Source organism: Pseudoalteromonas sp. SR43-2 (assembly GCF_014163885.1).
Lineage (GTDB): Bacteria > Pseudomonadota > Gammaproteobacteria > Enterobacterales > Alteromonadaceae > Pseudoalteromonas > Pseudoalteromonas distincta.
Genome location: NZ_JACJED010000003.1, coordinates 161981 through 176473, shown reverse-complemented (window position 1 = coordinate 176473; position 14493 = coordinate 161981). Strand labels below are relative to the sequence as shown.

The window sequence follows — 14493 nt, the reverse complement described above, 5'->3', positions numbered from 1 at the left end:
CGTCTTTATATATTTAGTGCATTAATGTAAGTAATATTAAATGATTATAAGTTGCTGGATATTAAGCATGCACAAAGGTTTAAACTTTGGTGAATTAACAGGTAAAGGACAGTCTGTTCGAAGTAAGTTAATTATAACCTTTATAATTATAGCCTTAGGGCCACTTTGTATACTTACTTGGTTTAGCCTTGGACATGTAAATAGCACGCTTAAGCAAAATGCAGACGCTGAACTTAACGAGCTTAATAATATAGGTAAGCAATTTGCTGATATTTGGTTTGCAGAGCACGTTAAGGATCTATATTTGCTTAGGGCGCAGTTTGATATTAGCCCGACTAAAAAACAACAATTAATAGCGCAATTTGTTGAGCAGTACGACTTTGTTAATAATGTAGAACTTATTGATGTAAACCTCGTTAAATCACTACCTTCATCTCCCTTTTTTAATATTATTAAAGATCAACGTTTTAATAACATACTCTCTGGTATTAAAAATACAGGTAAAATCCAATTTCAGTCAATGACAGTCTCAGGGCGTGAGTATCATATTATTGGCTTACCGTTAGTAAATACCGAAAATAAGCTACAAGCCATATTGCTCGCAGATATAAATTTAAACGGCTTATTAAATAATCTAAGTAAAATACACGCTGCAAATAAAGACATAACATTTTATGTTATGCATAATAATAAAATTCAAAAAAATAATAATTCAGAAGATTCTCAACCATTATTTTTCTCTCAAAACGGCTCCCCAACGCAACGTGTTTTTTCTTACAGTAATAAAAATGAAGAGACTTTATACGGGTATATTGATTCTCTAGAGTTTTTAAATGAATCTGGATGGCAGTTACTTGTAACAAAACCAAAAGAAGTTGCACTACAAGGTGCTAATTTTTATAAACAGCTTGCTTTATTAACAAATGCGGGGGCATTACTGCTTATATTAACGTCATCGTGGTGGTTTGGGCGTCGACTTTTTAGACCTTTAATTAACTTAGCTAAAATTGTTGAAAGTATTACAAAAGGAGACAAGGTAAAAGTCCCTGTAATAAACGACAGTATTGAGTTTAACCAGCTTTCATTGGGTTTACGTAATTTAGTAGCCGTAAAAGAAGAGCAACAAAGTATATTACAAAAGCAACGCTCTGCACTTCAAATTGCATTAAAACAATTAGCCGAGCAAAAAAGTGCATTAGATGAACACGCTATTGTTGCTGTAACTGATTTGCATGGCACCATCACTTTTGTAAATAAGAAATTTTGTGAGATTAGTGGCTACGATGAACACGAATTAATAGGTCAAAACCATCGCCTTTTAAATTCAGGAAAACACGAAAAAGCATTTTTTAAAAATATGTATAAAACGCTTAAACGTGGTGATATATGGAACGGGCAAATATGCAATAAAGCTAAGCATGGTGGCATATATTGGGTAGATACGACAATTGCACCATTTTTAGATGAAAATGGAAAACCGCAAAACTATATTGCTATTCGTAATGACATTACAGCCCTGAAAGTACAAGAGCTAGAGCTTGAGCAACACAAAACACAGTTACAGCTAGTGATAGACTCAACAGCCGTGGGTATTTGGGATTGGTATATTGATACTAATAAAGTGACGTTTAATAACCGCTGGGCCGAGATAATAGGTTACAAACTCAGTGAGATTGAGCCTTGTACTATAGATACTTGGTATACATATGCTCACCCAGACGACTTAGTGATATCAAATAAAAAACTTCAAGAGCACTTTGCCGGTGAGACTGACTATTTTGTTAGTGAAGCCCGCATGAAGCATAAAAATGGACATTGGATATGGGTACTCGATACTGCAAAAGTAGTTGAGTGGAATACCGATGGCTCTCCAAAACGTATGATAGGTACGCATTTAGATATATCAGAACGAAAATCTACAGAGCTTGAGCTACAAGGAAGCCGCGATAGGTTTGAATCTTTGGTATCAAATATCCCTGGCATTATTTATCGATGTAAGTTTGATAATAAATTAAGCATGCTTTATATGAGCGAGCAAGCGAGTGGAATAACAGGTTATTCACCTGATGAGTTGATACATGATGAACCCCCCAGCTTTTTTGATTTGATATGCGAAGACGATTCTAAAAAAATAAAAGATGAAATTCTACGTTGTGTTAGCGCTAAGCAGTCATGGTCTGTTGAGTATAGGATTACAGCCCGCGATGGCTCCTTACATTGGGTAAATGAAAAAGGCCAAGCCATTTACGCAGATGATGGCAGCATATTGTATTTAGATGGATTTATTTTTGATATTACAGAGCGTTACAATACACAGTTAAAAATAAATCGTCAGCAAAGCCTACTTGAATCAATGAGTAAGCAAGGGCAAATTGGCGCATGGGAGATGGACTTAGATGCGCATACACTTTATTGGTCTGATGAAGTTAAAGTTATTCACGAAGTACCAGAGGACTTTGAACCGAGCATAGATACCGCTATTAACTTTTATAAACCAGGCATACACCGAGATACTATAAGTACCTTATTTGAGTGCGCAGTGACTTTAGGTGAAAGCTGGAGTGTAGAGCTTATTATTTTGACCTATTCTGGGCAAGAGCGTTGGGTTAAATCGATGGGCCAAGCTGAGCTTAAAGACGGTAAATGTGTACGTGTGTTTGGTTCATTTCAAAGTATTGATGCACATAAACGACTTGAACTTGAGAGCGAAAAAGCAAATCGTTATAACAAAAATTTAGCCGCGCTTACAGTCGCACCTGAGGTGCAAAATAGTGATGTAGAACAGGTTAAAAAGCTAGCCGTTAAATCTATGTGTGAAGTGCTAAATGTTACACGAGCTTCGATATGGATCTTTAACGAAAAACGAGATGTGATGACGTGTCATTGCTTATATATAAATGGTCAAGGGTTTGTAGATACCGACGCTATTTTAACTGCTAAAGACTACCCAGCTTATTTTAATGCTATTTATAAACATAATTTAGTGGCTATTGATGATGTTTATACTCACTCAGCAACTGTTGATTTTATTAAAGTATATGTAACACCACTAAATATTAAATCGATGCTTGATGCTGTAATTGCAACAGGCGATGGTAATTTAGGTATTTTGTGCGCTGAAACAGTAGGCGAGCATCACAACTGGACGCAAAGTGAAGAAACGTATCTTCGCTCATTAGCTACTTTAGTGGGAAGCACTTTAGTTTCTCAAAAACGAAAAGTAATTAGTGAGGAGCTAAAAGTAGCACTTGTAAAAGCTGAAGATGCAGCCATTGCTAAGAGCCAATTTTTAGCAACCATGAGCCATGAAATTAGAACGCCAATGAATGGCGTACTCGGTATGCTAGAGCTTGTTCAATTAGAGTCGTTATCTAAACCAATAGAAACAAAAGTAGATATAGCCAAAAAAAGTGCACATTCTTTATTGGGTGTAATTAATGATATTTTAGATTTCTCTAAAGCTGAAGCAGGTAAAATCGAGCTTGAAGAGATTAACTTTAATGGACGTGATTTAATTGGTGAAGTTGCTGCCGCACAAGCATTTACAGCTCAAGACAAAGGTATTGAAATTATTTTGGATCTGGTAGCGCTAGAGCCTTCGCAGTTATGCGGCGATCCTGGGCGCATTCGCCAAGTTATTACTAATTTATTAAGCAACGCCGTTAAGTTTACGAGTCAAGGCGAGGTTGTTGTAAGCGCGAAAATTAATAAAGTAGCTCAAGGTATAGAGTTTGTTGTAAGTATAAAGGACTCAGGCATAGGAATTAGTTTAGAAAAACAAGAGCAATTATTTACCCCTTTCTCTCAAGTCGATGCATCAACAACGCGTGAATATGGAGGCAGTGGCTTAGGGCTGGCTATTTGTAAGCAGCTTTGTGAACTAATGGGGGGAGCTATCTCTCTCACTAGCGAAGCCGGTAAAGGGAGTACTTTTACTGCCACTATAATGCTGACTCCGGGAGATCAAAAAGAACGTTATATTCCTAATATTAATATGGAAGAGCTAACCGTTTTGGTTGTTGATGATAACGAGACAAATCGAATTGTAATTTCACAGCAGCTTGAGCACTGGGGCGCTAAAGTTGCGCTTGCATGTGACGCACGCGAAGCTCTTGATATGTGCGCGCAGCAATATAAAAGTAACAATTGTATGTATGATATTGCAGTGCTTGATATGCAAATGCCAGGAATGGATGGTATAGAGCTGTGTAAAGCACTAAAAGCACATGAACATTATAAATCAATGCCACTTGTAATGATGACCAGTATTGCTGGTATGGAAGGTGCGCAGCGCTATTCTAATGCAGGCTTTCAGGCATATTTCCCCAAACCTGTAACCACTGCCGATTTAATTTCTGCACTGTCAGTCATAACAAGTAATGATTCAGATGAGACACTCCCACTTGTTACTTCAGGCTATATTTCCTCTCTTAAAAAAGAAAAGGTGCAGGAACCTACCCAAATATTACTTGTAGAAGATAATCCAATTAATCGGCAAGTGGCTACATTAATGCTCAAAAAGCTTAATTGTGACGTTACAATTGCCGAAAATGGTCAATTAGCGATAGATATATTGGAGTCTCACGATTCTGGCTTCTTTAAACTCGTTCTTATGGATTGCCAGATGCCTGTTATGGATGGCTTTGCTGCAACTGCAGCTATACGTAAAGGTATGGCGGGTATACAACACAAAAACATTAGGATCATTGCTATTACGGCTAACGCAATGGACTCTGATAAAGAGCGTTGTATAACCGCTGGAATGGATGACTACTTGAGCAAACCGATTCAATTAGATATTTTAAAAGATAAATTAGAGCAGTATATTTAAGGTAAAAATACAATGAGCCAACCCGTTATAATACGTGATGCAAAACCAAGTGATGCAAAAACAATTTTGCACTTTATTACCGAACTTGCCATATATGAAAAAGAACCGGATGCAGTAAAAACAGACGAGCAGGCTATTTTAGATACGCTGTTTAGCGATGGTGCTACTGCGCACAGCATAATTTGTTTAGAAGGTGATGAGCCAATTGGTTTTGCGGTCTATTTTTATAATTACTCTACATGGTTAGGTAAAAATGGCCTATACCTTGAAGATTTATACGTAAGCCCAGATAGCCGTGGCAATGGTGCAGGTAAAGCCATTATGAAGCACTTAGCTAATAAGGCGATTAGTAATGACTGTGGTCGTTTTGAATGGGTAGTGCTTGATTGGAATAAACCCGCTATCGATTTTTACAATAGCATTGGTGCAAAGCCTCAAAACGAATGGATAATATATCGCTTAACGGGGCAGGAATTACTAGACTTTGCTAAATAGTTAATGAAAATCATTTGCATTTAGGCTTGTGGGTGTGTAAGTTAACTACACGCCCATAAATAAACCTGCAGATGATTATATGATCTCAAATCAAAAACAATCCAACTCAGATTTACTTTGTCTTGATCAAGCATTAAGCCCTTGGCAGTCGAATATAATGCAAGGTAATTATGCATTTGAACAAGGTGCACTTTTCGAAGCCCGCGATAAATACTTATTAGCTAAAACACTTGCAGATCATCTTCTTCAGCAGTTTTTATATGCTCAGATTAATAACAATGTCATCCATGCTATTGAGCATTGCATACCCGCACTTGTTGTTGCGTCGCATAATTTAGCTGATACCTATATAGCTTTGCAACAGCCTGAAAATGCATGCAAATGGCTATGCGAAGTACACTTAACACTCTGTTCGCTAATTAAGCATACTCATTACGATATACAAAAAGTGAGTAAGCATCATTACACTAAAACGTCCTCTGAACTTGTATTATTTGCAAGACGCTATCATTTTTTACCTGAGCTAATAGAGCAAGTGAATTTTTGCTTATGCTCAGAGAGCACTACAAACAATCAACTGCACTAATTTAAAAGAAAAAGGAGTATTTATGGCTTTTACTTTGCCTGCACTTAACTATGAGTACGATGCGCTTGAGCCTCATATTGATGGTAAAACAATGCATATTCACCACACATTGCATCATCAAACGTATATCAATAAAGCCAATGCTGCTTTAGCAGATACTGTTTATGCAACCGCAAATGCTGAAAAATTACTTAAGGGAATAAACAGCCTGCCTAGTAATTTACAAAAAGCAGTACAAGAGCATGTAGGAGGGCATTTTAATCACAGCTTATTTTGGCAAGTAATGTGCCCGCAAGGAGGAGGTGAACCTGAAGGTAGTGTAGCTCAGGCAATAAATGAACAGTTTGGCTGTTTTGATAAGTTTAAAGAGGAATTTACAGCTGCTGCAATTAGTCAATTTGGCAGTGGTTGGGCGTGGCTATGTGTGACCCCAGATAAAAAGTTGATTGTAGAAAATAGTGCTAATCAAGATTGCCCTTTAATGCAGGGAAATACCCCTATTTTGGGGCTTGATGTATGGGAGCATGCTTATTATTTGAAGTATCAAAATAAGCGTCCTGACTATATTGCTGCTTTTTATAATGTAATTAATTGGACTGAAGTTGAAAAACGCTACCTAGCCGCAGTAAGTTGAGTGCCGAATATGGCTAGTAATGTGAGTTTTTTTGTATAAGCTAGGCTCTATTAGGTTAATTTATAGAGCCGTTTATGGACACTTTACATTGGCAAAAAGCACGTCAGAGTCGCGATCCTCGTTTTGACGGGCTTTTTTACGTAGCGGTAAAAAGTACCGGTATATATTGCAGACCAATTTGCCCTGCACCAACGGCTCACGAAAAAAACGTTGCTTATTATCAGTTTGCCCATAACGCGGCGCAAGATGGTTTTAGGCCCTGTATTCGTTGCAGGCCCGATAGTGCCCCTGGCAGCGCAGCATGGCAGGGTACAAAAACGACTGCACTAAGAGCAAAACAGTTAATAGATCAAAATGACGAGCACGACTGCGAAAAATTAGCAGCTCGTTTAGGTATAAGTAGTCGTTATTTAAGGCAGTTGTTTAAGCAGTATTTTGGCGTGTCGATTACGCAATATCGATTATTTAACCAATGCCACTTTGCTAAAAAACTGATTCAAGAAACACATTTACCCCTTACCGAAATAGCGTTTTCCGCAGGCTTTAAAAGCATTAGGCGCTTTAATGATGCATTTTTACAGCAGTTAAATATAGCTCCCTCGAAGCTGCGCAGTGGCGATAAAAAGCCAACGTCAACACTCATTTTAACCCTACCATTTAGGCCGCCTTATAATTGGCCTGCTTTGCAGGGCTTTTTACAAAGGCGCTTGATAAAACCAATGGAGTGGATAACACAAACGAGCTACGGGCGTACTTTTGCAAGTGATAAATATAAAGGAAGCTTTAACGCTGAATTTATAGCTAATAAAAACCACTTTAGTGTATCTATCAATATAGACAATACGGCGTACTTACAACCTGTTATAAATAATATACGCCGTGTACTTGATTTAGATGCCGATATTAATTTAATTGAAACGCATTTAAGCGCCAATATAAACAATGCGTTTACAGTGTGTGAAGGGCTCAGACTTCCGGGGATTTGGTCAAGTTTTGAAGCCGGTATAAGAGCTGTACTTGGGCAACAAGTGAGTGTTACTGCGGCGCATAATTTAGTAACAAAGTTAGTTGATGAATTAGGCGAAAAAGAGGGCGCTGCCGTTTATTTTCCTACGGCTAAAATTGTTGCTAATAGTGATTTTGCATTTTTTAAAATGCCACAAGCACGCAAAAATGCGCTACACAACTTAGCCCAGTTTTGTGCACTAAATCTTGAAAATGACGATTTAGACGAATGGCTTAGCTTAAAGGGAATTGGTCCTTGGACAGTAAATTATGCAAAGCTGCGAGGACAAAGCCAACCCGATATATTACTTGATGGCGACTTAGGTGTTAAAAAAGCTCAAGCGGCGGCAAACCCTTTTGAGCCTGCTAATTGCGCTCCCTTTCGCTCTTACTTAACGTTTCAACTTTGGCAGCAATTATAATGATCATTCAAACATCAATTTCGAGCCCTATAGACGACATAATAATTCAAGCGACTGATAAAGGTGTGAGTTACGTTGGTTTTTATCCACCAGTTGAATACTCTTATACGCCATTTGAGCAAGTTACTAACAAGGCGGTGCTTATTTGCGCTGCGCAGTTAAATGAGTACTTTGCAAAAAAACGCACTATGTTTGATGTAACACTTGATACAACCGGTACAGTATTTCAGCAAAGTGTATGGCAAGCACTATTAACTGTGCCTTTTGGACAATCGCAAACATACGGCTATATTGCTAACCAACTCAATAACCCAAAAGCAGTGAGGGCAGTAGGCGCTGCTAATGGTAAAAACCCGATTAGTATTATTGTACCGTGCCACCGCATTATTGGCGCAAATGCAAAGTTAACGGGCTATGCTGGTGGGCTTGAAAGGAAACTGTGGTTGCTGAAACACGAAGGATTAATGTAAATTAATTGATAAAATATAGCCAGTCTGCTTAACTCAACCTATAATTTAAATAATCAACTAATAAAAATTATTATGCGTATTAATAGCTTAGTTTACTCTTTTATTGTCAGTTTAATGTTTACCGCTACTGCGTTTAGCAAGCCGCAAAGTCTCGTGTTTTGTTACGAAGACAAAAACATAGCACCCATGTTTTTAGGTGATGGCCAAAATATACCAACAGATAAACCTGGTGCATCAATCGAAATACTTCAAAAACTTGATTTAGCATTGCCCAATGTAGCAATATCATTTGTTAGAAAGCCATGGCGTAGATGCTTAAACGATTTAGAATTTAATCGAGTTAATGCTGTTATTGCAAGTTACCGCAAAGGGCGAGAAAACGTTGCTGTTTACCCTGTTGATGAGCAAGGTAAGTTACAAGATGACTACGCAGTAAGTGAATTTGGCAGCTGCCTTATAGGGCGTTATAAATTTCATAAGGAATGGGAGACTCGTGAAGTATTTCAAAATAAAGCATTTACGATAGCTATTCCTAATGGTTATGGGCTAAATAGCGCGTTAAAAGAAGAACCATTTTTTATTCATAATACGTTTTCTAAAAGCAAAGCTTTTGAGTTGCTAGATAAGGGGGTAGTGCAAGCGAGCGTTGATCTATGCCAAGTAGATGGCTTAAAAGTGTCGAGTTATCCGTATGAGGGTAATAATGTTAAACCTATTTATCCCCCTTACGAAACCAGCCATGGTTACCTTGTATTTTCAAAAAAATTCTACGAAGAAAATAATGCTCTAAGCTTGCAAATGTGGCAGTGGTTATCAAAATTTGAAAGTGCACCTGTGTATATTAAATACTTACAAACACTTAAATAAACAGGCCCTGACAAAATAAAATTCGCGTTTGTAAATTGGTATTAATTTAATATTAAGGTAGCATAAGCGCACTTTTTATAAAATGGCACCACAATGGCTCAATTATACTTTTACTACTCTGCAATGAATGCAGGTAAATCAACCACGTTATTACAATCTGCATTTAATTATAAAGAACGTGGCATGGAACCTGTGATCCTGACTGCTGCCATTGATGATAGACAAGGCGTGGGTAAAGTATCTTCTCGTATTGGTTTGCAAGCTGATGCGCATGTATTTGATGCTAGTAAAGATGTTTTTGATCTTATTCAATCACTCAATAATGATAAAAAGCGCCATTGTGTGTTAGTTGACGAGTGCCAATTTTTATCAAAAGAACAAGTAATGCAATTAACCGATGTGGTTGACGAGCTCGGTATACCGGTATTGTGTTATGGCCTGCGTAACGACTTTAGAGGCGAGCTATTTATAGGGTCGCAATATTTGCTTGCGTGGGCTGATAAGTTAGTTGAGCTTAAAACTGTTTGCCACTGTGGACGTAAAGCAAACCATGTACTGCGTACCGATGAAAATGGCGAAGCAATAGCCGATGGTAACCAAGTAGAAATTGGCGGCAATGACCGATATGTTTCGGTATGCCGCAAACATTATAAAGCCGCGTTAAATATGGGCCGATAAAGCATTTAAAAATGTATCAATATCTTCGCGGGTTATATCTAAATGCGTAACTAGCCTAAGCTGCTTGCTTGGGCTAAATAATATGCCTTGTTGTTTAAGCGCTTCAGCAATATCTTCAATATTTATACTGCTACTGTATGTTGCGTAAACCATATTAGTGGTGTTAGTCATATCGACAGTAAAACCACTGATTTCACTTAATTGTTGAGCCAAATAACGTGCATTTTCATGATCGTATTTTAAGCGCTCTACATTGTGCTCAAGTGCAAACTGCCCGGCAGCTGCAAGCATTCCGGCTTGGCGCATACCGCCACCAAGTACTTTTCTCCATCGTCTTGCTTTATTAATAAATGCTGGTGAGCCTAATAATAAAGAGCCTACGGGCGCACCTAAACCTTTAGATAAACATAAAGAAACTGAGTCAAAGTGTTTTGTAATTTCAGTGATATCAACTTTTAGCTCAACAGCGGCATTAAAAGCACGTGCGCCGTCTAAGTGCAGCGCTAAACTATGCGTATTAACAAAGTCACGTGCTTGGGCTAAGTACTCAAGCGGGAGTACTTTTCCGCCAATGGTATTTTCTAAGCTGAGCAATCGCGTTTTTGCAAAATGGCAATCGTCTGGTTTTATAGCCGCCGCTATTTTACTAAAAGGGATGCTGCCATCAGCTTCGTTTTCAATAGGCTGTGGCTGAACAGATCCTAATACAGCTGCGCCGCCGCCCTCAAACTTATAATTGTGAGCATTTTGGCCACAAATGTATTCGTCACCTCGCTCACAGTGCGCCATTAACCCAAGTAAGTTGGCTTGTGTGCCTGAGCTACAATAAAGTGCGGCTTCAAAATTAAAACGCTTACACGCATAGGCTTCTAGTTGGTTAACGCTTTCATCATCACCATATACATCGTCACCAACCGGTGCGTTGTACATAATGTCGCGCATTTCTTTTGTTGGTTTTGTAACTGTATCAGAGCGAAAATCTATCATGATTGCCTTATCCTTTTTATTATTTTCAATAAAATTGGTATTAATCAAGCTCGCTACAAATTTGCTCACGAGTGTCTTTATCAAAGTAGGTCCATGCAATAAAGCGGCTAATTTTTTGACCTTGTGCCATATCAACTATTTTATACTGTGCTATTGGGTGAGCTTTTAATACTTCTTCAAGGGCTGCAATATTATCTTTTTTAGAGACTAACGATGTAAACCACAGTACTTGCTCTGCAAAGTCTTCGCTTTCTTTAATCATATTAGAGATAAACTGTACTTCACCGCCTTCACACCACAATTCATTATTATGGCCACCAAAGTTAAGCGTGCTACTGGGTGTTTTTCCTAGGTTTTTCCATTTACGTTCACTGCCTTTACTTGCCTCTTCTTCACTTGCATGAAACGGAGGGTTACAGAGCGTTAAATGGTATAGATCTTTTTGATTTATAACGCCTTTAAAAATATGTGATGCGTTTTTTTGTTGTTTTAGGCTTATTTTTAAACCATTAAACTGAGCAATTTGCTTTGCTATTTTTACTGAGGCTGTATCAATATCAGTCCCGGTAAAATGCCACTTATATTCACTTGTACCAGTAAGCGGATAAACTAAATTAGCACCAGTACCAATATCAAGTACTTTAATTTGCTTACCTAAAGGTATTTGTTGTTGGTTATCATCACTTAATAGGTCGGCCAAGTAGTGAATGTAGTCAACACGCCCAGGTATAGGCGGGCATAAGTTGTGCTCGGGAATATCCCAAAAATCAATATTATAATGTGCTTTTAAAAGAGCTTGGTTAAGTGTTTTAACGGCTTTGTTATCACTAAAATCAATACTTTTAGTCCCTGCAGGTGTGGTTATAACAAAGGGCAGTAGAGCAGGATGCTCTGTTGTTAATAAATCGAAGTCGTACCCATTTTTATGTAGGTTACGAGGGTGTAATTTTGAACGTGCTTTATTTTCTTTCATGGCTTCATTTTAACAACAGATATGATGTGGTGATTGTAACAAATGCTGATGAGTAAAGTGCAGACATTTCCTTTGGTATATTTAATATTACTGGTAGGATGAGTTGAAAATAATAAAAAGGAATAACTGTGGCAATTTCTCAGCAATCAATAATAGTTGATTTAGACTCTCAGCAAACTCTTCATTTACGCCGTATTAGCGATGAAGATCAGCAAGGGCCCATCGTATTTTTTATGCATGGAGCAATAGAAAACGGTAAGATTTTTTACACGCACTCTAATAAAGGACTTGCCCCTTTTTTAGCTGAGCATGGGTATAGATGTTATGTGGCTGATTTACGTGGCCGAGGTGATAGCAAGCCAATCATTTCGAGTGAGTCCGAACATGGACAAACTGAGTCTATCCTAGAAGACATCCCTGCCTTTATTAAGCAAATAGAGTTGATTGAAGGCAAAAAGCCAGACTACTGGGTTGCTCACTCTTGGGGCGGGGTATTGATGAACAGCGCGTTTGCACGTTTTCCAGAATATATTAACGACGTTAAAGCATGTGTGTATTTTGGCTCTAAGCGTTCTTTATTTAATAATCATCCTCAAAAATTATTACAAGCCAATTTAATTTGGTATTTTATGGCGCCTTTACTTGCTAAAAAACATGGCTATTTAAATGCTAAAGGTTATAAGTGGGGCAGCGATAACGAAACTCAAAAGTCGCATTATCAAAGTATGCAATGGGCTAAAAAGAAGCCATGGATAGATTCTGATGATAATTTTGATTATGCAAAAGCGCTAAACAACCTGCATTTACCGCCAACGCTTCATATTGCTGCGGTAAAAGATAAAGCATTAGCGCAACCAATCGATATTCAAAAATTTATGGACGAATCGGGGCTAGGCATTCAACAAATGCAAATTTACGGTCGTAAACACGGGCATAATTTTGATTACGATCATATTAATATGCTTACCCACCCAAGTGCGCGTGATGATCAATTTAAAGATTTACTTAATTGGCTTAAAGCACATCCGATTAATTAATTCTCATCAAGTAACTTTAGAAGAGGTGTTTTGTAACGCTCCCACTTAGCGATTGCGGCATTATTAATAGGTTGGCGAATAGCATGTTTACTCAAGGTCGTTACCGGTGTTTTTTGTTTATAAAACGCTAAGCAGCGCTCTTCAAAACTACAGTTTAAAAAACCAAGTAACTGCGTTAGCTGCTCTTTTGGGTTATTCACTAAATCTTCGTAACTGACATCATAAATTGGCATCTCTTTAAAAGAGTGCCAATGGCTCATCAGTTTTTTATACAACTTATGATAAAGCTTAAACTCAGGTAGTGAGCAAAAGTAAGGCTCGTTTTCAGCAAAGTAATTAGTGAAGATAGAAAATGCGGTGGCATTAAAATCACGACTTAAATTTATAAATTTAGCATTTGGAAATAGAATATATATAAGTCCGAGCGACTGATAATTACTCGGCAGTTTATTTATTATAAAAGGTCTGATGGGCGATGCTGTTTTTAATGTTGTGATATACAGCTCGCGGGCTTTTTTGATTAAATCCGGCGTTAAATGTGCTAAACATTGCGGGTAAGTCACTCCCGTTTTTTGTTCGATAAAAGCAACTGCGTTATTACTAATACTCGTGCTCTCTCCTAGGCTCGAAAACTGACTATGGCTTGCCAACATTTGCTCCACAAGGGTAGAACCACTACGAGGCATGCCAATAATAAATACAGGTGTGATATTACCCGTAAACTTTTTATCGGCAGAGGCTATAAATTCCTCGGTGTTGTATTTTATTATTTCATCGTAAAAAGGGGTTAAATCTTTAGTGTTAAATTCACTTAATTTTTTTTGTAATTTATTCGCCAATATAAAATAATTAAATGCTTGCTCGGTATCCTCAAGTGCATTGTAACTGTTTGCTAATGCGTAGTAACACACCATTTTTAAACGTAAATTACTCGTTTGAGTTAATAAGTGGTGCAAATTACTTACATAATTATGTTCTTTATCAAAGCGACCTAATTGTACAAGTTCAAATAAAATATAGGCTGTTACAGGGTATACACCAATGCTGAGTGCATGAGCAAAAGTTGTATGAGCTTTATCTAACTCGCCATGTGTTAAATAGTGCTGTGCTAAGTAATAATGAGGTTCTGGATTATGACTTGCTAATTTTTTTGCGTATTCAAGTACCGTTAGTGCATCGTTTGGCGAATGAACACCGTTAAATGCATCAGCAAGGGCATGTAATGGTTCAAGCATATGAGGCAAGCGCTCACAAGCTTTTTGGAGTAGGTATACGCCAGCGTCGTAACGTTCTAGTCGTAAGGCAATTCTGCCTAAGCCAAATAAAGCCTCACCATTTTCAGGGTTACTATTTAAAATTGCTTTAAAATGGAACTCGGCTTCTTTGAGTTTATTTTGTTGCAGTAGTTGGTTGGCTTTTTCAAGTAGCATAGTTATACCAATTTTATTAAAAAAATAATCATTCTATCGCATTAAATAGCGTACTCACTGCGTTAAAAATTATTCATA

The 14493-nt window shown here is 37.7% G+C and carries 12 protein-coding genes; 9 read left to right on the top strand and 3 right to left on the bottom strand.

The genetic code is table 11. The features are described 5' to 3' along the window. Positions 1-67: 67 nt before the first annotated feature. From H5120_RS03790 to H5120_RS03755, 8 genes are all read left to right on the top strand, one after another. On the top strand, positions 68-4831 hold the full coding sequence (locus H5120_RS03790) for a PAS domain-containing protein (RefSeq protein WP_182673637.1): 4764 nt from the start codon (positions 68-70) through the stop codon (positions 4829-4831). A 12-nt stretch (positions 4832-4843) separates the two neighbouring features. Continuing rightward, a complete protein-coding gene (locus tag H5120_RS03785) occupies positions 4844-5326 on the top strand; it encodes a GNAT family N-acetyltransferase (protein WP_002958990.1) in 483 nt (160 codons plus the stop codon). A gap of 79 nt (positions 5327-5405) precedes the next feature. Further along, positions 5406-5912: a hypothetical protein gene (locus H5120_RS03780; protein WP_182673636.1), complete on the top strand. Its 507-nt coding sequence runs from the start codon at positions 5406-5408 to the stop codon at positions 5910-5912. Between the two features lie 22 nt (positions 5913-5934). After that, entirely contained in the window at positions 5935-6546 is a 612-nt protein-coding gene (locus H5120_RS03775) for a superoxide dismutase (protein ID WP_182673635.1), read from the top strand. A gap of 74 nt (positions 6547-6620) precedes the next feature. After that, positions 6621-7973 carry a DNA-3-methyladenine glycosylase 2 family protein gene (locus H5120_RS03770; RefSeq protein ID WP_182673634.1) on the top strand — a complete coding sequence of 451 codons (1353 nt, stop codon included), beginning with the start codon at positions 6621-6623 and terminating at the stop codon, positions 7971-7973. Then, on the top strand, positions 7973-8443 hold the full coding sequence (locus H5120_RS03765) for a methylated-DNA--[protein]-cysteine S-methyltransferase (protein WP_182673633.1): 471 nt from the start codon (positions 7973-7975) through the stop codon (positions 8441-8443). Before H5120_RS03770 ends, H5120_RS03765 begins: the two co-directional genes overlap by 1 nt. 114 nt (positions 8444-8557) lie before the next feature. Beyond that, positions 8558-9310, top strand: a complete 753-nt coding sequence (locus tag H5120_RS03760; protein WP_259397815.1) for an amino acid ABC transporter substrate-binding protein — start codon at positions 8558-8560, stop codon at positions 9308-9310. A 93-nt stretch (positions 9311-9403) separates the two neighbouring features. Continuing rightward, positions 9404-9988: a thymidine kinase gene (locus H5120_RS03755; RefSeq protein WP_154902930.1), complete on the top strand. Its 585-nt coding sequence runs from the start codon at positions 9404-9406 to the stop codon at positions 9986-9988. Here H5120_RS03755 and ltaE read toward each other — a convergent pair. Together ltaE and rlmF are read right to left on the bottom strand one after the other, a co-directional pair. Next, complete coding sequence (ltaE, locus tag H5120_RS03750; RefSeq protein ID WP_182673631.1) at positions 9971-10975, bottom strand: low-specificity L-threonine aldolase; 1005 nt, start codon at positions 10973-10975, stop codon at positions 9971-9973. The genes H5120_RS03755 and ltaE overlap by 18 nt on opposite strands. Before the next feature lie 40 nt (positions 10976-11015). Continuing rightward, on the bottom strand, positions 11016-11948 hold the full coding sequence (gene rlmF / locus H5120_RS03745; RefSeq protein WP_182673630.1) for a 23S rRNA (adenine(1618)-N(6))-methyltransferase RlmF: 933 nt from the start codon (positions 11946-11948) through the stop codon (positions 11016-11018). Between the two features lie 128 nt (positions 11949-12076). On the opposite strand from rlmF, the gene H5120_RS03740 reads away from it, so the two are divergent. Beyond that, positions 12077-12985, top strand: a complete 909-nt coding sequence (locus tag H5120_RS03740; RefSeq protein WP_182673629.1) for an alpha/beta fold hydrolase — start codon at positions 12077-12079, stop codon at positions 12983-12985. Here the strand turns inward: H5120_RS03740 and H5120_RS03735 are convergent. Next, entirely contained in the window at positions 12982-14415 is a 1434-nt protein-coding gene (locus H5120_RS03735) for a sulfotransferase (protein WP_182673628.1), read from the bottom strand. The two genes, H5120_RS03740 and H5120_RS03735, sit on opposite strands and share 4 nt — an antisense overlap. Positions 14416-14493: the final 78 nt, after the last annotated feature.